Source organism: Bacillus cereus group sp. BfR-BA-01349, from assembly GCF_022663795.1.
Taxonomy (GTDB): Bacteria; Bacillota; Bacilli; order Bacillales; family Bacillaceae_G; genus Bacillus_A; species Bacillus_A cereus.
In genome coordinates this window covers 58,437-78,637 of the sequence record NZ_JAKUGE010000012.1, presented here as the reverse complement: position 1 = coordinate 78,637, position 20,201 = coordinate 58,437, and the positions used below count along the sequence as shown (strand labels likewise).

The window sequence follows — 20,201 nt, the reverse complement described above, 5'->3', positions numbered from 1 at the left end:
AGGAGGGGCTAGTATGAGGTTGACCGGAAAACAAACGTGGGTATTTCAAAATGATATATATGTGAATGCAACGGGTACTGCTGTCGGTCCGAAAGAAGCTGAGGGCCCTCTTGGGAAAAAATTTGATATTTCATATGATGACTTGCATTGTGGAGAAGAAAATTGGGAGCTCGCCGAACGAAGATTAATGTCAGACTCAATTCAACAAGCAGTGCAAAAAGGGAATATAAAAACATCGCAAATTGATTTCTTTTTAGCGGGAGATTTATTGAATCAAACAGTGACAGCAAATTATGTTGCGCGTAAGTGGGGCATTCCTTTTTTAGGAATGTTTAGTGCTTGTGCGACGTCTATGGAGACTTTAGCAGTTGGCTCAGCTTTTATAGACGGTGGATTTGCAAATCGTGTCTTAGCTACAGTAAGCAGTCATAATGCAACGGCTGAAAGACAATTTCGCTATCCAACAGAGTACGGTGGGCAAAAACCAGGGACAGCAAATTCAACTGTGACTGGTGCAGGATCTATATTAATTAGCAATGAAAAAAGTGCAATTAAAATTACGTCAGCTACAATCGGAAAAGTGCAAGATTTAGGAATTACAAATCCTTTGGATATGGGGGCAGCGATGGCTCCAGCAGCGGCTCATACAATTCAACAACATTTTGAAGATTTAAGAAGAAGTGCCGATGATTATGATTTGATTGTTACGGGTGATTTATCAGCTGTTGGGACGCCGATTGCGAAACAACTTTTACTTGAGGAAGGTTATGATCTTGGGCATATATACAATGATTGTGGATTGATGATTTATGAATCAAGTCAAGAAGAAGTGTTTGCAGGTGGTAGTGGTTGCGCTTGTTCAGCAGTTGTTACGTATGGCCATTTATTACACGAGATGCAAAAAGGGAATTTACAACGAATTTTTGTCGTTGCGACTGGTGCATTATTAAGCCCGATGATGATGCAACAGAAGGAAACGATTCCAACAATTGCACATGGTGTCGTATTTGAGAGAGTTAAAGGAGAGTGAATTGTGGATTTTATATATGCATTTCTTGTAGGTGGAGCTATTTGTTTAATTGGGCAACTATTGTTAGATTTCGTAAAGTTAACACCAGCTCATTTAATGGCAACTTTTGTAGTCATCGGAGCAATTTTAGATGGATTTGGATTGTACGATAAACTAATAAAGTTTGCAGGTGCTGGAGCGACAGTCCCTATTACAAGTTTTGGACATTCACTATTGCACGGAGCAATGCATGCAGCAGAAAAACATGGATATTTAGGAATTGGTATTGGCATGTTTAGTTTAACGTCTGCGGGCATTTCCGCAGCGATATTGTTTTCATTTTTTATAGCACTTATATGTAAACCGAAAGGATAAATCAAATGAGACGAAGGGTTGTTTTGGTCACAGATGGAGATGAATATGCAAAGCGGACAATTGAGCTTTTAACGAAGGAATTTGGGGGAAGGTGTATTTCAGCATCACAAAGTAATCCAACCAAATTGACAGGGAAAAAAGTTGTTGAGCTTATTATGCAAACGCCATATGACCCTGTATTTGTCATGTTTGATGACAGTGGATTTATTGGAGAAGGGTCTGGTGAAAAGGCATTAAAATATGTGGCTACCCATAAACAAATTGATGTGCTCGGTATTTTAGCAGTAGCGTCTAATACGCATCATTGGGAATGGGCACGTGTAGATGTAAGTGTAGATCGGAACGGGAATTTAACCGAATATGGTGTTGATAAATTTGGACTTCCAGATGGTGAAATTGGCAGGATTAGTGGAGATACAATATATTGTTTAGACGATTTAAATGTTCCTGTCATTGTTGGAGTTGGTGATATTGGTAAAATGTGCGGAAATGATGAATGGGAGAGAGGGTCACCTATTACAAAGAAAGCAATTCAATTAATTTTAGAAAGGAGTGGGTTTTATGACGAAGCCTAAAAAAGTGGATATCCCCATATCAACTTTCATAAGTGACAATGAAAATTATTTAAAACAGACAGTTGGACTAGGCGTTACATACGATGTCGGCATTCGTAAATTTCAAATTTTGAATAAAGAAATTGGTGTGCTATTTGTAAACGGACTTTGTGATACAAATTATATTATCCCTATTTTAGAAGAAGCGGTGGATACAAATGAGATAAGGGATGTAGAAGAAGATACAGTGAAGCTTTTAGAGAATCGCTTAATCCATCAACAAGTAAGTAAAGTGAAAACGATGGATGAGGTAATGCTCCAAGTATTATCAGGACTCATCGTGATATTTGTGGAAGGTGAAACGGAAGCGTTCGCGATCGATGTTCGTAGTTATCCAGGGCGAACACCGACAGAACCAGATACCGAAAAGGTAGTACGAGGTGCGAGGGATGGATTTGTTGAAAATATCGTTGTAAATACAGCGTTAATTCGTAGGAGAATTCGAGATCCACGTCTTCGAAATGAAATGGTTCGAGTAGGAGATAGATCGCAAACGGATATTTGTATTACATACGTTCAAGATGTTGCAAATCCAGATTTAGTAAAGATTATAAAACAAGAATTAAATAACATCGATGTAGATGGAATTACGATGGCGGATAAAACAGTAGAAGAATTTGTTGTAAAGCAAAGCTATAACCCATTCCCACTTATTCGATATACAGAAAGGCCAGATGTAGCAGCAAATCATCTACTAGAAGGACATGTGTTAGTACTCGTTGACACATCGCCAAGTGCTATGATTACACCGACAACATATTTTCATCATTTACAGCACGCGGAAGAGTTTAGACAAAATCCAGCTGTCGGTACATTTTTACGCTGGGTGCGCTTTTTAGGTGTTATATTCTCGTTATTTTTATTACCATTTTGGTTAGTGTTTGTATTTGATCCAACTCTTTTGCCAGCAAATCTTGCTTTTATTGGACCGACTAAGATGACGCATTTACCAATTTTATTACAGGTGTTAATGGCAGAGGTCGGACTTGAGTTTTTAAGGATGGCAGCCATTCATACTCCAACGCCGTTATCGTCTGCAGCAGGGTTGATTTCCGCTATATTAATTGGTCAAATTGCAATTGATGTAGGTTTGTTTGTGCCAGAAGTAATTTTGTATGTAGCAGTTTCGATGGTTGGTGCATATGCAACACCGAGTTATGAATTAGGATTAGGGAATAAGGTTGGGAAATTGTTTGTTATTATTTTAACAGGTCTCTTCCATGAGATGGGATTTGTAATTGGTATGACGATATTAATTTTATTTTTAACGTCTATAAAAAGTTTACAAACACCTTATTTATGGCCGTTTTTACCATTTGATTGGGGCGCGTTAACAAAAATTTTACTCCGTCCAACGATGTCTAGTTTAAAAGTACGACCAAGTATTGTAAGACCTCAAAATGTAAAAAGACAAAAATAAACGGGATTATACACCCGTTTATTTTTTTTAGCAAAAATTTATTATTTTTTAACAAAAATCAAACATTTTTTGTGTACACTTAGAGTAGATATTGTGTATGGAAGGGGAAGAGGACATGATTAAATTATTTGTAAGTGATTTAGATGACACGCTCGTTTACGATGTGAATCATATGCAAAAAGAAGATGAACGTGCGCTGTGTTGGTTAGCTGAGAAAGGGACAAATATTTGTTTTGCCTCTGGCCGCTTTACACACAGAATTGATGAAGTTGTAAAAAGGTTTGCATTCCCATATTACACAACTGGCTTAAATGGAGCGACAATGTTACTTCCGGATGGAAATTTATTTCATGAATCGAGTTTTGAAAATGTGGTTGCCCAGGAAATATATCGATATATACATAAAAAAGGACTAGCGGATATTGTTTGTGCAAATGAGCAGCGATATACAAAAAGGAAGAATGAACATCACCATAATTTTGAAGCGTATATGGGCGTGCATATCTCTGAAATTGAAGCGTTAGAAGAAGAGTTTGGTAAGACTGTACACCCTGCAAAATTGTTTGTTTTTGGAGAAGAAGAGAAAATTGTGACGTTAGATCAAGAGCTACGAGATACGTTTCAAGGCGAAGCGGAAGTTTTTATATCAGGTAAACGCTATGTTGATATTATGCCAAGAGGCGTGAGTAAGGGGAGTGCTCTAAAGCGACTAATGGATCATTTGCAAATTGAAGCAAATGAAGTTGCTTGTATTGGAGATTCTTTCAATGATATTTCTATGTTTGAAGTAACCCCGCATTCATTTACTCTTCATCATGCCCATCCGTATGTAAAGGAGAAAGCAAATCATATAGTGCGTTCGGTTGAAGAGGCTGTTATGAAATTACCGTTACTTGTATAAAAAAGAAGCCCGTCATTGGCGGACTTCTTTTTTACTTGAATAAAGATTTAACAAAATCAATGATACTTGAGAAGAAATCTTTCACTTTATCTAGAAAACTTTGCCCTTCTTCAGATCCTAAAAAGGCAGAAACATGTTCTTTTGCTTTGTTTAATTGACTACCAACTTGATTCCAATCGATATTAAGATTCTTCATTTTATCAAATAACGATACTAAGTTATCTAACTGTTCATCTGTTAATGTAATGCCGAGTTGATCAGCAATTTTTTTAATTAATGAACGTAAATCTTCGGTTGTTTTTGGCTGTTCTTTTGCAATTTCTTCTTTAATTTTTGCAACAAGTTGAACTGCTTTTTCTTCACCAATTTTATCACCAAGCTGGGCTGTTTGTACCATTTCTTCATTCGCTACTTTTTTAACTTCTTCAGGAATTTGTTTATTGGACGCAGTTTCGTATGCTTGCATTAATCCAGTTAAAGCTGCAGTTCCTGAAACTTTAAAAGGTGCAGTAATTTGAATTTCTGCACCTTTTACACCTGCTGTAATCAAAGCGTTAGTGTACATTGCATCTGTTACCCAGTTAATGTTCTTTGATCGTACAATAAGACCAGATCCTGGTTTTGTGTATGTAATCATAGAAGAAGAAATTGCTCTCGTACCAATTTGTGCTTTTGGAACAATGCCTTCTAGAAATTTATGTTCTTCCGCATTAGATACAGTGATAATTGTAGCATCTTTTGGTGCTTTCATTTCTTTTAACAGATCTTGTTTTTGTTGTTCGGATAAGTTCTCTCCTAATGTAACAATTGATTCTCCCTCGATGATGTCTGCAAATGAAGCTGTTGGCATCATAAATACCGTTACAGCTAATAGCAGAGCTAATAATTTCGTTTTCACGAAAAATCGCTCCCTTTCTCTTTCTAAAATTTTCGGGCAACAAAGTTATTATAGTATATATTTCTTATTTGTCACCTAGCTTTTTCCACATTTCAAAAAAGAAGTATCTAGATTGTCGGATTCTTTTTGTTTCTAGTCATGAATGTGGTAATATAGTGCTGAGATAATTGAAAGGAGACATATACGTATGAAAACTTTAGGATACATATTAATGGAAAACGGTGAAAAAATCGACTTGGAATTTTTCCTAGAAGGAGCACCGAAAACAGTAGAAAACTTTAAAAAATTAGCAGAGCAAGGATTTTATGACGGTGTGACATTCCACCGTGTTATTCCTGGCTTCGTAAGCCAAGGTGGAGACCCAACAGGTACAGGTGCAGGTGGCCCAGGTTACTCTATTCCATGTGAAACTGATGGAAACCCTCATAGACACCTTGTAGGATCACTTTCTATGGCTCACGCTGGCCGTAACACAGGCGGTAGCCAATTCTTTATCGTTCATGAGCCACAGCCGCATTTAGATGGTGTTCATACTGTATTTGGTAAAGCAACAAGCGGTATTGAAACAGTATTAAAAATGCGTCAAGGCGATGTAATGAAAGAAGTTAAAGTTTGGGAAGAATAAGGTAAGGAAAAAGAGAGCTTTTGCTCTCTTTTTTATTTTTAATGAGATTGAGTACTTCTTCTACAGCTCATCATACAAGTAGTATTGTTGCTAAAATATATTGCTTGTGAGAACAAACCTTTAACCAATTACATAGAATACATTACATTATATGTTTCAATAAATATTTTTTGTTATATTAATTTTGCTAGAATTGTGTTGCTTTAGGGTAACTATGAATGAAGTGCTGTTGAATGATATGTTTCTTTCCATTCCATATAAAATTTTCTTTTTTTAACTCTATTTATTAAAGGAATAGTGCTGAAACATAGATTTGACTTTCTTCTTTTCGCTTTGTATGATTATCAAGTTGTTTTAGACTCTTCTCACTCTGTTGAAAATATTGTAAAATGAATGTGATATGAAAAGAGTGATTGAGGGGATTATTAGTTTGTAACTTTTGTAAGAAGGGATAAGGGTTATGTTAATTCGTTTTAAAAAAAGTTATGAAAAAATTGCAATGGGGCTTCTTTCGTTTATGCCAACTGAAAAAGATGTGAAAACATTACAATTGACAATGAAAGAATATGAAGCAAAAGATGATTGGCAATTGTATTTGTGGAAAGAAAATGAAGATTTTGTTGGAATAATGGGGATTGTAAAAAAAGAGAATCAAGTATTAGAAATTCAGCATTTGAGTGTGAACCCGTCTCACCGTCATGTGGGGATTGGGACGAAGATGGTTCAAGAGTTAAAGAGTAAATTTCTTGAGTTTACAATTTGCGGAAATGAGCAAACGGCAAGTTTTTGCGAAAAATGTAAAGGGCTAGAACAAAATATACATTCGTGAAAGCAGAGATAAGTAGTTTATTATCTCTGCTTTCTTTTTTGTAATTGTTCGTTTCGTTCAGTAATGACCTCTGTGCGATCACGCAAAGTGTGCTTGTTTATAATATATTCACCTGGGATAGCATTCAAGTCTTTCCAAGAGAGGTTTTGTTTTTGACATAACTCTATGCACTGCTTCTCTAACGATGGATCTGATAAGGGTAAAAATAAAGGTACAAAACGTTCTTTTTTATGGATAGATTGCAATCTGTCATTGAGCAAGGAAAGAAGTTGTACTTGATTAATTCCTAAACGTTGTAAAGGCACACCGCTTTTTTCTAAAATTGTGATTGCGCTTTTCATCATTTTTGTGGAACCATTCCAATTAGCACGTCTTTGGTGGTATAAAGAAACTGCAATTTGAATGAGACCAACTAAGTAATGATCACGATTACCTCTTGGTTTTGTTTTCCAATACTCTTCTAGTATTTCGTGGCATTCAAAATAGTCATAATCTCCATGGAAATGAATTAAAAATTGTATGTATTCGGTAGGATACATGTTTTCTCGCTCCTATCTAACGGTTATACATATAAGTGTATCATAGAAATATGAACAATAAACGACTAGGAGGTTTCCCCCTAGCCGTTATTGTTCATATTAGCAGAAGCAAGCTGCTCCTACAATAATTAGCAAAATAAACAGTACAACAAGTAATGCGAACCCACCGCTAAAACCACAATCAACGTGACCCATAGTTTTTTGACCTCCTACATTGTTCTTACTACACTGTTATCATATGAAGTGGTGGGCATGATGACATAGGCATCGGTCTATTTTTAATTAAATTTCTTAAAAAGGTTGGATAGAACATGAGTATGCTCTATACTTATGTTGTTATAGAAAAAATGTGGTGGGATGCTTTGTGCAATATAATTTTAAAGTAGAGGCTTTTGAAGGGCCGTTAGATCTATTGTTACATTTAATACATCGTTATGAAATTGATATATATAATATTCCTGTAGCAGATATTACAGAGCAATATTTATCTTATGTGCATACGATGAAAGAACTTCAATTAGATGTTGCAAGTGAGTATTTAGTAATGGCTGCAACGTTATTACAAATTAAAAGTAAGATGTTGTTGCCGAAACATGAAGAAGATGTACTTGATAACGGTGATGATTTTATAGATGATCCTCGTCAAGAATTGATGGAGAGGTTAATTGAATATAAGAAATATAAGCAAGTTGCTACTGAGTTAAAAGAAAGAGAACAAGAAAGAGCACAGCTATATACACGTCCACCAATTGACTTTACATCGTTGCAACAAGAAGAGGAGACAAGCTTACCTCTTGATGTTACGTTATATGATATGCTAGCAGCATTTCAAAAATTAATGCGCCGTAAAAAGGCAAAAAAAACTGTAACAACACGTATTACTCGTCAAGAAATACCAATTGAACAGCGAATGACTGATATTTTAAAGCAGTTAAAAATAAAGGGTGGTCGCCAAAGTTTTTATGATTTGTTTGTTGATGATGAACGTGAAATAATGGTTGTAACATTTTTAGCAGTTCTGGAACTTATGAAAAATCAACAAATCATAATTGAGCAAGAACATAATTTTGATGAAATTTTCGTATCAAGCTCTAATAAATCTGCATAGAGCAAGTATGTGAAAATGGGATAGAAACATTTTATCTCATGCTATGTTTTTATGTATCGTTTGGAACAAGAGAAAAAATATTGAACCGAACGCATTAATTGTGATTCGGTTTTTTTGATGTGTATTTTTATGAGAAAATAGAAGGAAGGAGCTCGTGAAATGGATAGGAAAGAACAAAAGTCAATTATTGAAGGCCTTTTATTTGTTTCTGGTGATGAAGGGATTTATCCAGAACAAATAGCGAAAGTTCTTGAAATTGAAATGAATGAAGTAATAAATATTTTAGAAGAAATGCAACAAGAATGTGAAGGTGCAAACCGTGGTTTGCAAATTGTACAGTATGCAAAAGTATATCGTTTTGCTACAAAGAAAGAACATGCTTCATATTATCAAAAATTAATAGATACACCAACAGCTGCTTCACTCTCACAAGCTGCCCTCGAAACTTTAGCGATTGTTGCATATCGCCAACCAATCACAAGGACTGAAATGGAAGAGATTAGAGGAGTTAAAACTGATAAGGCGTTACCAACGTTGGTTTCACATTTACTTATAAAAGAAATGGGAAGAGCAGAAGGACCAGGGCGTCCTATTTTATACGGAACAACAAAAGAATTTTTGGACACATTTGGATTGAAAACATTAGATGATTTACCACCGCTTTCTGAAGAGAATGAACAAATGAATGAAGCAGATTTATTCTTCGGTTCCTTACAAGAGATATCGAAATAAAAGCTTAGCATTTTGCTAAGCTTTTTTTGTATATCAATTATTTACAGTGCCATACTAAATGAAAAAAGGAGACGAGTTATGAGAGGTATGCGGATTATTTTATTATTAGTTTCTGTTTTATTATGTTTTTCTTTAAATAGCGCATCAGCTAAAAGGTATATGATGTCCATTCATACTACGTCTCCTTTACATATGCATCGGCAACATCTTAGTAAAATGAAAGTGAGCTTTTTAAAAGTGGGGCAAGGTGACGCAACACTTATTATAATGCCAAATGGACAAACAATGTTAATTGATGGAGGACCTTATGAAGCAGGAGAGGTTATTATTCAGAAATTAATTGAGAAAGGGATTAATCATTTAGATGTAATTGTCAGTACGCATCCCGATATGGATCACATAGGGGGGTTAATTCCAATTGTAGAGCAAATGCCGGTATCGCTTATATTAGATAGCGGAAAAACATATAGTTCTCTTACTTATCATACGTATCGGAATAATATTAAAAAAAGAGGGATACCTTTCGTTTCAGTAAAGGAAGGACAATATATACCGCTGGATCCACATGTTTCTATACAAGTATTAAACAACGGGAAATCAAAAGATGAAAATAATGAATCATCAATTGTTTTAAAGGTGCGATATGGAAAAGCGGATTTTTTATTAATGGGTGACGCGGATGTACGGACAGAACATGAAATATTAAAACAATTTGATGTCCATGCAGATGTGTTAAAAGTGGGGCATCACGGCTCATATACTTCAACAAGTGAAACGTTTATAAAAAAAGTGGAACCGCAGTTTGCTATTTTGTCGTACGGGAGTAGTAATCCGTATGGACATCCTCACCAAAGTGTAGTGAAACGCTTAAAAAGGCACGGTATAATGGTATATAGAACGAATAAACGTACAGTAGAAATGGAAACAGATGGTGAACATATTATGTTAGAGTCTAGCGGGTTAATGCCATTATTGAAGTGATTTCTAGATTAGGGGGCGATACTGTCCCTTTTTGGAAAAATGAATAATATATATTATAATTATAAGAGACGTAAGAAATTTCCTTTTCTGTTGAATAAAAAGGAAATTTCATTAGAATGTATAGACAACTACTCGTGCGTATATTAAGATGGAACTAGGCGAATAAGGTAATAATAACAAGTAGGTAATTCATGGGAAAGGATCGATGAAAATGAAAACGCAAATTGTCATCAATGCCAAAATTTACACAGGTCAAGAAATAGTGGAAAACGGATTTATTCGTTACGCAGAAACCATTAAAGAAATTGGTTTGATGGCTCAATATGTACCACAAGAAAATGAAACTGTTTTTGATGCTACAGGGAAGATTGTAATTCCAGGTATGATCGATGTTCATATTCATGGTGGATACGATATTGATGCGATGGATGCAAATAGCGATGGGTTAGTAACTCTAGGTAAAGAAATGTTAAAAGAAGGGGTTACAACTTACTTCCCAACAACAATGACACAAGCTCCAGAGGCAATTGAAGCAGCGTTAACTGCTGCAAAAGAAGCAAAAGAAAAAGGAGCGCATTTCGAATATATTCACTTAGAAGGACCTTATGTTTCAAAGAAACGTGCAGGTGCACAACCACTTGAACATATCGTTCCTGCAAATATTGAGCAATTTAAACAATGGCAAGAAGCAAGTGGGAATTTAATTAAATTAGTAACATATGCACCAGAAGAAGAGGGAGCGTTAGAGTTTGAACAATATCTTGCTGAAACTGGTGTAGTTGGCACAATGGGGCATACAGATGCAATTGATGCGCAACTAAAAAATAGAAAGATTACACATGCGACACATTTATACAATCAAATGCGTGGATTACATCACCGTGAACCAGGAGTTGTTGGTCATGTGTTATTAAATCCAGATGTAATGGTTGAAGTAATTACAGATGGCATTCATATTCACCCTGATATGGTGAAATTAGCATATAAGTTAAAAGGACCAAAAAAAGTAAGTGTTATCACTGACGCAATGCGTGCAAAGGGTCTTGAAGATGGATTATATGAGCTTGGCGGACAGCCAGTACATGTAAAAGATGGTAGTGCTCGATTAGAAGATGGAACGTTAGCTGGTAGTATTTTAAAAATGGATCAAGCTTTCCGAAATGTAATTGAATTTACAGGTTGTTCAATCGAAGATGCAGTACTGATGACATCAGTTAACCAAGCAGAAGAGTTTGGATTAAATAATAAAGGTGCATTAGCGGTAGGAAAAGATGCAGACTTTGTTGTGATGAATGAAGATTTACATGTATATGATACGGTTCGTTTAGGAATTCATATGAAGGAAGGGAAGTAATTAAATGAATATTCTTGTTGTAAAAACTCCAGAAGAACTAGCAGAAGCAGGTTATAAATTAATTGAAGAAGTTGTAAAAACAAAAGAAAATCCAACGTTAGGAATGGCTACAGGAAGCTCTCCATTAGGTATTTATGCAGAAATGCGAAAAAATAAACTTGATACAAGCCGTGTAACCACTGTAAACTTAGATGAGTACGTAAATTTACCACATGAAGATAAAAACAGCTATCATTATTTCATGCAAGAACAGTTGTTTGATCATCTTCCATTTAAACAAACTTATGTACCAAACGGGATGGCAAGTGATTTAGAGGAAGAATGCAAACGTTATGAGAGCATTCTAGCTGCTAACCCAGTTGACCTACAGATTCTTGGAATCGGTGAAAACGGTCACATCGGATTTAATGAGCCAGGAACACCGTTTAATTCTCCAACAAACATTGTTGAATTAACAGAATCTACACGCCAAGCAAACCTTCGCTTCTTCGAAAAAGAAGAAGATGTGCCAACTCATGCGATTACAATGGGAATTGGAAGCATTATGAAAGCGAAACAAGTTCTACTAGTTGCTATGGGTTCTAAAAAGGCAGAAGCTGTTAAAGAATTATTGCAAGGTGAATATAGTGAAGAGTGTCCGGCTACAGTTTTACAACGTCATCCGAATGTAACCGTAATCGCTGATCAAGAAGCTCTATCTTTATGCAGTGAGGCGATTGCTGATGAACATCGACAAGTATTCACCATTTCCGATCTATTATCAGATTCAAGAGTGGGTGAAACAGCTAATTGAGGACGGCGAATGGAAGCCGGGAGATAAAATCCCATCTGAGAATGAACTTTGTGATAAGTTCGAAGTGAGTCGAATGACAATCAGACAGGCGATTAATAATTTAGTGGAACAAGGCTATTTATATCGGAAGCGTGGAATTGGAACATTTGTCCAACTTCCGAAAGTGGAACAAAAATTGCAAGGAATGACGGGATTCACAGAAGACATGATTTCTCGTGGGATGAACCCAAGTAGTCAATTACTTAGTTTCCGCCTAGTTCCAGCTACTGCGAAAATAGCAGACCGGTTGAGAATACAGGAGGGGGAATCGGTTTATGAAGTGAGGCGTATTCGCTTAGCTGATGATGAACCGATTGCTTTTGAGACGACATATTTGTCGCCAGCTCTTGTAAAAGATATTAACGAAGAGATATTGCAACAATCTTTATATGAACATTTAGAGAAAAAACTGGGCTTTAAACTTGTTAGCGCTACTCAGTCAATTGAAGCTTCCGTTGCGACGGAAAATGAAGCTGAACATCTGCATATTCCTAAAAAGGCGCCTGTACTTGTAATGCGTCAATGGTCATATTCAGAAGGTGAGATACCGCTAGAGTATGTGAAATGTATTTATCGTGGAGATCGTTATAAATTTATTACGAATATCGCACGTAACAAATAGTATATTTCAGTTTGTGAAGTACAGTGGAATTGAAAATGGTTAACATGTAAAGAAATAAAAATACGACTCATCCTTATAAGGAATGAGTCGTATTTTTATTATGAGCAATTACGTGGTTAACAGCATCTTTGACGTGATTTACTACATAGTGAGCGTGATTTTTTACTGCATCATCTGCTTGTGACATAGCAAAACTGTGAGGAGTTAAAGAAAACATAGGAATATCATTGTAAGAATCCCCTATACAAGCAATTTCCTCAGGTTTTATTTGAAACTCATTTAATAAAACAGAAATGGCAGAGCCTTTACTAACATTCGGTGGCATTACATCTAAACATTGTTCTGCTGAGATGAAAGTACTAACTTTCCCGTGGAATTTTTCATCAATTTTTTTCTGAAGGAGTTGCAAGCTCTCCTTTGTTCCACCGACAGAAATTTTATTTGGGAAAATTGTATCATCAATCTTCTGTAGTAAGTTTGGTTCTTCAACAGAAGTCATAGTTACTTGTTGTTCAAGTTCTTGAATAAAAGGTGTTTTCTCTTCAATGTAATAATTATGCTCATCACTTACATAACGGAAATAAGGATCTTCATTCGTCATAGCTAACAAATCGGGAAGTATGCTGGAATCAAAAGTTGCAGATAATAGTTGTTTATTTTCATGTGTATATACAAAAACACCATTTACACTAATGCGATGAAAATTTGTATTTACAGCTTTCATTAAGTCTGCAATTTCATTATCAAGTCTTCCGGAAGCGAAGCAAAGAATAACATTTTGTTCGGCAAGGCTGCGTAGTGCCGCAACATCTTGTTCATCAATAAGACCTCCGTGTTGCATCATTGTACCATCGATATCACTTACAAACATTTTAATCATGCTGTTATCTCCTTTCTATGTACAGTTGCTCTTACATTATACGCATCATATATAAACATGTCTAAAAAATGAATTTTTATTAAATGGCAGATGTTTTACATTGACGACAAAGAAGAATATTCTGTAACATGAAAGTAGGCTATTTAAGTACGAGGGTGGTGTTATATGAATAATTATCTAGAAATTAAAAAAGTTTTAAATAATAATGTCATCATTGCTAGCCATCCTGAACACGAGGAAGTAGTAGTGATTGGAAAAGGAATTGGATTTGGGAAAAAAGCGAAAGATGTATTGGAGCAAGAACAAATCGAAAAAATGTTTGTCTTAAAAAATGAACGTGATCGTGAACAATATAAATTATTAGTGCCGCATATTAGTGAAAAATTAATTGAATTGATGAACGATATTATGCTGTACATTCAAGAAAAAGCGAAATCTCCACTAAATGAACATATTCATATTGCGTTAACGGATCATATTTCATTTGCGATTAAAAGGTTAAAACAAGGACTTACAATTGATAACCCTTTTTTAGTTGAAACAAAAATGCTTTATCCAGAGGAATATGCAATTGCGGAAGGTGTTGTACAACTTTTAAATTCTCGTTTGCAAATTACATTGCCAGAAGGAGAAATTGGTTTTATTGCACTTCACATTTACAGTTCGCTTACAAATTCTGATTTATCTTCAGTTAATCAAAACTCCCGTCTCATTGCACAACTTGTATCTTTAATTGAGACAAACTTACAAATTACATTAGACCAAGAGAGCATTCATTATTTACGCCTTATTCGTCATCTTCAATATGCTATTGAGAGGGTGAAAAAAGGAGAAAAAGTAGAAGAATCGCAAAGTTTTGCTGATTTATTAAAGGCGGAGTATCCAGTTTGCTATAACTTGGCTTGGAAGCTAGTTAAGGTCATGCAAAAAGAGTTGCAACTACCTGTATATGAAGCTGAAAGTATTTATTTAACGATGCACTTGCAACGCTTAGTGAAGGCAGAGCATGTGTAAAAAGTCATATATTTTTGTCTAAAATGAAAACGTTAAAAAAAATGATTGAATCGCTTACAATAGTTATGTATAATAACTATTGCAAAGTTATACAAATTTCGACAAACACATTAAGGTGAGTAACGAAAACGTTTGCCTTAATTATAGTGAACTTATACGTAAACCTATTTTTGACACGTGTTACTGATTCGATCAGGCATGAGTGGAGAAAAGTAAGGAATGTAAGCTAGAGAAAGGGATATACTACCCTTTGTATAGCTATCGTTCTATCTTTTTTTCCTCATGTCTTTTTGGCGTTTGTCGGAAGGTATCAATATAGATAAGAGAGGAAGGGTTTCCATGTTTAAGAAGATCTTTGGTGTTCTTCAAAAAGTCGGAAAAGCGTTAATGCTTCCAGTAGCGATTTTACCGGCGGCAGGTATTTTACTTGGATTTGGTAATGCATTTCAAAATCCACAGTTAACAAATGTTATTCCTGCTTTAAAAGCAGATTGGTTCGTAATGGTTGCAAAAATTATGGAACAATCTGGTGATATTATTTTCGCTAACCTTGCATTATTATTCGCAGTTGGGGTAGCAATTGGTTTAGCTGGTGGAGACGGAGTAGCTGGTTTAGCAGCATTCGTCGGCTACTTAATTATGAACAAAACGATGAGTGTGTTCTTAGAAGTAGATAAGCTAGTGAAAGTAACAAGTTCTGGAGCAGACCCAGTAAAAATTGGATTTGCAGATCCAGCGTATGCAAACGTATTAGGTATTCCAACGCTACAAACAGGAGTATTTGGTGGTATTATCGTCGGTATAGTAGCGGCATATTGCTATAATAAATACTTCAACATTGAATTACCATCATACTTAGGTTTCTTTGCAGGTAAGCGCTTCGTACCGATCGCAACTGCAACATTCTCTTTAATAGTAGGTATTATCATGTGCTTCATTTGGCCATACATTCAAGGTGGCTTAAACACGTTCTCACATCAAATGATTGATGCAAATAGAACAATCGCAGCATTTATATTCGGTTTAATTGAACGTTCATTAATTCCATTTGGATTACATCACATTTTCTATTCACCGTTCTGGTTCGAATTCGGTCAGTATACAAATGCAGCTGGCGAATTAATCCGTGGTGACCAAAAAATCTTTATGGCACAGTTAAAAGACGGTGTAGAATTAACAGCAGGTACATTTACAACTGGTAAGTATCCGTTCATGATGTTTGGTCTTCCAGCAGCAGCTTTAGCAATGTACCATGAAGCACGTCCAGAAAATAAAAAATTAGCAGCAGGTATTTTAGGTTCTGCAGCATTAACATCTTTCTTAACAGGTATTACAGAGCCACTTGAATTTTCATTCTTATTCGTAGCGCCAGTATTATTCGGAATTCACGCTGTATTTGCTGGTCTATCATTTATGACAATGCAAATTTTAGGTGTTAAAATTGGTATGACATTCTCTGGTGGTTTAATTGACTTCCTATTATTCGGTGTATTACCAGGCCGTACAGCATGGTGGTGGGTAATTATTGTTGGTCTTGTACTAGCAGTTATTTACTACTTCGGATTCCGCTTTGCAATTCGCAAATGGAATCTAAAAACACCTGGTCGTGAAGTGGCAAATGCAAATGATGGCGCAGGAAAAGCAGAAGCAGGCGAACTTCCTCGTGAAGTATTAGTAGCACTTGGTGGTAAAGAAAACATTGCTTCTTTAGATGCTTGTATTACTCGTTTACGTGTTCAAGTTAACGAACAAAAGAATGTAAACAAAGACCGCTTAAAAGAACTTGGAGCAGCTGGTGTACTTGAAGTTGGAAATAACATTCAAGCTATTTTCGGGCCGAAATCTGACACATTAAAATCACAAATTCATGATATTATGTCAGGTCGTACACCTCATGTTGAAAAAGAAGAACCTGTAAAAGTGGAAGAAACTCCTCAAAAAGTTGATGAAAATGAAACAATTGTATCACCAATCGAAGGAAAAATCTTACCAATTACAGAAGTACCTGACCAAGTATTCTCAGGAAAAATGATGGGAGACGGATTTGCAATTGAACCAACTGAAGGAACAGTAGTCTCTCCAGTGAACGGTGAGATTGTCAATGTATTCCCTACAAAACATGCGATTGGCATTCAATCTGAAGGCGGAAAAGAAATTTTAATCCACTTCGGTATTGATACTGTAAAATTAAATGGTGAAGGTTTTGAAGCGCTTGTAGCACAAGGCGACAAGGTGAAACAAGGCCAACCATTATTAAAAGTAGATCTTGCATTTGTAAAAGAAAATGCACCATCTATCATTACACCAATTGTCTTTACAAACTTACAACAAGGGCAACAAGTCGAATTGAAAAAAGATGGAAATGTTAAGAAGGGCGAAACCGCTATTATTGACATTCAGTAGGAATTTGACGCAAAATGTTTATAATTATAATAGATGGTGTAGTACTCACGTCTATACAACTAAAAAATACTGTAATTTAAAGGAGATAAATTATCATGGAAAAAATCTTTAAAGTAACTAGCGACTCAGGAATTCATGCTCGTCCAGCAACTCTACTTGTAAACACTGCAAGCAAATTCGGTTCTGACATTAACTTAGAGTATAACGGAAAGAACGTTAACTTAAAATCAATCATGGGCGTTATGTCTTTAGGCATTCAACAAAACGCAGAAATTAAAATCACTGCAAATGGTGATGATGCAGCTCAAGCACTAGCAGCTATCGAAGAAACTATGAAAAACGAAGGATTAGGAGAATAATGACTCTTAACATTCAAGGGATCGCTGCATCAAGTGGGATTGCTATTGCAAAGGCTTTCAGACTTGAAAATCCTGAATTTAACATCGAAAAGAAATCAATTACAAACGAAGCTGCAGAAATTGCACGCTTAGACGCTGCGCTTGAGAAAGCAAAAACTGAATTAGAAGCTATTAAGGACCACGCATTTGCTGAACTAGGTGCTGACAAAGCTGCGATCTTTGAAGCACATTTATTAGTGTTAAATGATCCAGAACTAGTAAACCCAGTAAAAGATAAAGTAAATAGCGAAAAAGTAAATGCTGAATTTGCAATGGATGAAGTTGCATCAATGTTTATTTCTATGTTTGAAAACATGGATAACGAATATATGAAAGAACGTGCTGCGGACATTCGTGACGTAACAAAACGCGTTCTTGCACATTTACTAGGAATTAACTTCTCAAATCCTGGTACAATTTCTGAAGAGGTAATCATCATTGCTGAAGATTTAACACCATCTGATACAGCTCAGTTAAACCGTAAGTATGCAAAAGGTTTCACTACTGATATCGGTGGACGTACATCTCACTCTGCAATTATGGCTCGTTCTATGGAAATTCCAGCTGTTGTTGGTACGAAAGTTGTTATGGAGAAAATCCAAAACGGCGATATCGTTATCATTGACGGTTTAGATGGAGAAGTAATTGTAAATCCATCAGAAGAAACTCTTCGTTCGTTTGAAGAAAAGAAAGCGAAATTTGAAGAGCAAAAAGCTGAATGGGCTAAATTAAAAGACCAAGCTACTGTAACAAGTGACGGACATCACGTTGAGCTTGTTGCAAATATCGGAACACCAAATGATGTACAAGGTATTATCGATAATGGCGGAGAAGGTGTTGGCTTATACCGTACAGAATTCTTATACATGGGCCGTGACAATCTTCCAACAGAAGAAGAGCAGTTCGAAGCGTATAAAGCAGTTCTTGAAGGTGTAAAAGAAGGTCAACCAGTCGTTGTTCGTACACTTGACATCGGTGGAGATAAAGAGCTTCCATACTTACATTTACCAAAAGAAATGAACCCATTCTTAGGATACCGTGCAATTCGCTTATGTCTTGATGAGCAAGATGTGTTCCGTACACAACTTCGTGCATTACTTCGTGCTAGCGTATACGGTAACTTAAAAATTATGTTCCCAATGATTGCAACTCTTGATGAGTTCCGTCAAGCGAAAGCGATTTTATTAGAAGAGAAAGCGAAACTTGTAGAAGCGGGTACAACTGTTTCTGATTCTATTGAAGTTGGTATGATGGTTGAAATCCCAGCTTCAGCAGTATTAGCAGATCAATTCGCGAAAGAAGTTGACTTCTTCTCTATCGGAACAAATGATTTAATCCAATACACAATGGCTGCAGACCGTATGAACGAACAAGTATCTTACTTATACCAACCATATAACCCATCTATTTTACGTCTTGTAAAAATGGTTATCGATGCTGCTCATAAAGAAGGCAAATGGGCTGGTATGTGTGGTGAGATGGCGGGCGATTCACTTGCTATCCCATTATTATTAGGATTAGGTTTAGATGAGTTCAGTATGAGTGCAACATCTATTCTTCCTGCAAGAACACAGCTAAGCAAGTTGTCAAAAGCAGAAATGGAAACATTAGCAGAAAAAGCATTAATGATGTCAACTGCTGAAGAAGTTGTTGAACTAGTTAAAAGCATATAATCAATAAAAAAACCTGAGCCGATTTGAAATCGGTCTCAGGTTTTTTCTATGAGAAAAGTAAATCTTATTTGCTTACTATCGAGGATAAGAGACAGAATTAGATAGCGATTGCAACGATATCAGTTGGGCATACACGTAAAATACCAGTAAAAGTATTTCGATTTTGATTGTGTTTATCGTCTTTATTGTTATCTTTGTCATCTTTGTTATTACGAGCTAAAGCAGAGAAAAGAGCAACACCGTTAGCGAAACCTTCAAAAATTACATTGTTGAAAGTGCCATTACCTCTAATGCTTAAAAGAGAAAGCTCTGTTCCAACTGAAATGCTAGCAAGTACGTTACATACAGCTGGTTGTTGTGGTCTAACTACTTCTCTCTCTTTCTCTTTCTCATGATGTCTGCACTCTCTTTCATGATGATGACAGTCTCTAAAGTTATCACAGCATCCAAATGATCCAAACATAATCCTCATCACCCCCTTCACACTTATAATCTATGTAAGTTCGGTAGTTAGTGACTGGACAGAGAGTGGAATTTTTTCTAGGGGATTTTCTCATTTTAAATGACTAGCTGGGTGTTTAGTATGGAATGATGTTTAAAATAGGGGGAATATAACAAAAAAATGTAAAAACCACCGAAATAAATGAAATGGGTAGCCTTTACACTTTTTTACTTTTATATAAAACGATGATATATACAGGAAGAGCTAGGAGTAGTGGCACAATGGATCGTGCAGTATGTTTTTCTGATTCTAATTGGAATGCTTCTTCTTTTGGAAATTGTAAAATGGAGATGTTTGCGGCATCACCAATAAAATATAGAAGCAGTACAGTTACTATGTAACATAAAAGTGCGATAAAGCTTCCGTATGAACTCAATGAAAATCCCTCTCTTGTTATCTATTTGTTATCATTGTATCACAATTGTAACAAAAATACACGGGTATATTTCAACGCCTTAACAAAATTCGACACGAAACGTCACGTTTATTTAT

The 20,201-nt window shown here is 35.9% G+C and carries 23 protein-coding genes; 17 read left to right on the top strand and 6 right to left on the bottom strand.

The annotated features are described in order from the left end of the window. Nucleotides 1–13 precede the first annotated feature (13 nt). The 5 genes from spoVAD to MR169_RS09230 all read left to right on the top strand — a co-directional run bounded on the left by spoVAD (nt 14) and on the right by MR169_RS09230 (nt 4,319). Nucleotides 14–1,030 carry a stage V sporulation protein AD gene (gene spoVAD, locus MR169_RS09250; RefSeq protein WP_001241163.1) on the top strand — a complete coding sequence of 339 codons (1,017 nt, stop codon included), beginning with the start codon at nt 14–16 and terminating at the stop codon, nt 1,028–1,030. A gap of 3 nt (nt 1,031–1,033) precedes the next feature. Then, nucleotides 1,034–1,384: a stage V sporulation protein AE gene (gene spoVAE, locus MR169_RS09245; protein WP_000345904.1), complete on the top strand. Its 351-nt coding sequence runs from the start codon at nt 1,034–1,036 to the stop codon at nt 1,382–1,384. A 5-nt stretch (nt 1,385–1,389) separates the two neighbouring features. Then, nucleotides 1,390–1,959 (top strand): stage V sporulation protein SpoVABEA, encoded by a 570-nt coding sequence (spoVAEA, locus tag MR169_RS09240; protein WP_001254415.1) that lies wholly within the window; start codon nt 1,390–1,392, stop codon nt 1,957–1,959. Next, nucleotides 1,946–3,418, top strand: coding sequence for a spore germination protein SpoVAF (spoVAF, locus tag MR169_RS09235; protein WP_000165596.1), 1,473 nt, complete (start codon nt 1,946–1,948; stop codon nt 3,416–3,418). The genes spoVAEA and spoVAF overlap by 14 nt, the downstream gene beginning before the upstream one ends. Nucleotides 3,419–3,515: 97 nt before the next feature. Then, a complete protein-coding gene (locus MR169_RS09230; RefSeq protein WP_242319302.1) occupies nt 3,516–4,319 on the top strand; it encodes a Cof-type HAD-IIB family hydrolase in 804 nt (267 codons plus the stop codon). Between the two features lie 31 nt (nt 4,320–4,350). On the opposite strand, the gene MR169_RS09225 is transcribed toward MR169_RS09230, so the two are convergent. Beyond that, entirely contained in the window at nt 4,351–5,217 is an 867-nt protein-coding gene (locus MR169_RS09225) for a DUF1002 domain-containing protein (protein WP_242319301.1), read from the bottom strand. Between the two features lie 187 nt (nt 5,218–5,404). On the opposite strand from MR169_RS09225, the gene MR169_RS09220 reads away from it, so the two are divergent. Together MR169_RS09220 and ribT are read left to right on the top strand one after the other, a co-directional pair. Further along, complete coding sequence (locus MR169_RS09220) at nt 5,405–5,842, top strand: peptidylprolyl isomerase (protein ID WP_242319300.1); 438 nt, start codon at nt 5,405–5,407, stop codon at nt 5,840–5,842. Between the two features lie 460 nt (nt 5,843–6,302). Further along, nucleotides 6,303–6,671 (top strand): GNAT family N-acetyltransferase RibT, encoded by a 369-nt coding sequence (gene ribT / locus MR169_RS09215; protein WP_000908401.1) that lies wholly within the window; start codon nt 6,303–6,305, stop codon nt 6,669–6,671. A gap of 20 nt (nt 6,672–6,691) precedes the next feature. On the opposite strand, the gene MR169_RS09210 is transcribed toward ribT, so the two are convergent. After that, nucleotides 6,692–7,210 (bottom strand): DUF309 domain-containing protein, encoded by a 519-nt coding sequence (locus MR169_RS09210; RefSeq protein ID WP_000283589.1) that lies wholly within the window; start codon nt 7,208–7,210, stop codon nt 6,692–6,694. A gap of 99 nt (nt 7,211–7,309) precedes the next feature. Beyond that, nucleotides 7,310–7,405, bottom strand: coding sequence for a YjcZ family sporulation protein (locus tag MR169_RS09205; protein WP_000510194.1), 96 nt, complete (start codon nt 7,403–7,405; stop codon nt 7,310–7,312). Between the two features lie 169 nt (nt 7,406–7,574). Here MR169_RS09205 and scpA point away from each other — a divergent pair, with 169 nt between their 5' ends. From scpA to MR169_RS09175, 6 genes are all read left to right on the top strand, one after another. Then, nucleotides 7,575–8,318: a segregation/condensation protein A gene (gene scpA / locus MR169_RS09200; protein WP_061663477.1), complete on the top strand. Its 744-nt coding sequence runs from the start codon at nt 7,575–7,577 to the stop codon at nt 8,316–8,318. Nucleotides 8,319–8,477: 159 nt separating this feature from the next. Continuing rightward, nucleotides 8,478–9,050, top strand: a complete 573-nt coding sequence (scpB, locus tag MR169_RS09195; RefSeq protein WP_242319299.1) for a segregation/condensation protein ScpB — start codon at nt 8,478–8,480, stop codon at nt 9,048–9,050. Between the two features lie 78 nt (nt 9,051–9,128). Continuing rightward, nucleotides 9,129–10,031, top strand: a complete 903-nt coding sequence (locus MR169_RS09190) for a ComEC/Rec2 family competence protein (protein ID WP_001214829.1) — start codon at nt 9,129–9,131, stop codon at nt 10,029–10,031. Nucleotides 10,032–10,242: 211 nt separating this feature from the next. Continuing rightward, nucleotides 10,243–11,385, top strand: coding sequence for an N-acetylglucosamine-6-phosphate deacetylase (gene nagA, locus MR169_RS09185; RefSeq protein ID WP_001987227.1), 1,143 nt, complete (start codon nt 10,243–10,245; stop codon nt 11,383–11,385). Between the two features lie 4 nt (nt 11,386–11,389). Next, nucleotides 11,390–12,178, top strand: a complete 789-nt coding sequence (nagB, locus tag MR169_RS09180; protein WP_001024210.1) for a glucosamine-6-phosphate deaminase — start codon at nt 11,390–11,392, stop codon at nt 12,176–12,178. After that, nucleotides 12,108–12,839, top strand: a complete 732-nt coding sequence (locus MR169_RS09175; RefSeq protein WP_014894892.1) for a GntR family transcriptional regulator — start codon at nt 12,108–12,110, stop codon at nt 12,837–12,839. The genes nagB and MR169_RS09175 overlap by 71 nt, the downstream gene beginning before the upstream one ends. Before the next feature lie 73 nt (nt 12,840–12,912). Here MR169_RS09175 and MR169_RS09170 read toward each other — a convergent pair whose 3' ends face one another. Then, a complete protein-coding gene (locus MR169_RS09170) occupies nt 12,913–13,719 on the bottom strand; it encodes a Cof-type HAD-IIB family hydrolase (RefSeq protein WP_000594244.1) in 807 nt (268 codons plus the stop codon). A 165-nt stretch (nt 13,720–13,884) separates the two neighbouring features. On the opposite strand from MR169_RS09170, the gene glcT reads away from it, so the two are divergent. The 4 genes from glcT to ptsP all read left to right on the top strand — a co-directional run bounded on the left by glcT (nt 13,885) and on the right by ptsP (nt 19,207). Further along, nucleotides 13,885–14,733: a glucose PTS transporter transcription antiterminator GlcT gene (glcT, locus tag MR169_RS09165; protein ID WP_001067317.1), complete on the top strand. Its 849-nt coding sequence runs from the start codon at nt 13,885–13,887 to the stop codon at nt 14,731–14,733. A 339-nt stretch (nt 14,734–15,072) separates the two neighbouring features. Then, on the top strand, nt 15,073–17,136 hold the full coding sequence (gene ptsG / locus MR169_RS09160) for a PTS glucose transporter subunit IIABC (protein WP_000473174.1): 2,064 nt from the start codon (nt 15,073–15,075) through the stop codon (nt 17,134–17,136). Between the two features lie 95 nt (nt 17,137–17,231). Then, complete coding sequence (gene ptsH, locus MR169_RS09155) at nt 17,232–17,495, top strand: phosphocarrier protein HPr (RefSeq protein ID WP_000411080.1); 264 nt, start codon at nt 17,232–17,234, stop codon at nt 17,493–17,495. Further along, nucleotides 17,495–19,207: a phosphoenolpyruvate--protein phosphotransferase gene (gene ptsP / locus MR169_RS09150; RefSeq protein WP_000174207.1), complete on the top strand. Its 1,713-nt coding sequence runs from the start codon at nt 17,495–17,497 to the stop codon at nt 19,205–19,207. Before ptsH ends, ptsP begins: the two co-directional genes overlap by 1 nt. Nucleotides 19,208–19,304: 97 nt before the next feature. Here ptsP and MR169_RS09145 read toward each other — a convergent pair whose 3' ends face one another. Beyond that, entirely contained in the window at nt 19,305–19,670 is a 366-nt protein-coding gene (locus MR169_RS09145) for a DUF3915 domain-containing protein (protein WP_000468016.1), read from the bottom strand. Between the two features lie 196 nt (nt 19,671–19,866). Continuing rightward, nucleotides 19,867–20,085, bottom strand: coding sequence for a hypothetical protein (locus tag MR169_RS09140; RefSeq protein WP_000100485.1), 219 nt, complete (start codon nt 20,083–20,085; stop codon nt 19,867–19,869). Nucleotides 20,086–20,201: the final 116 nt, after the last annotated feature.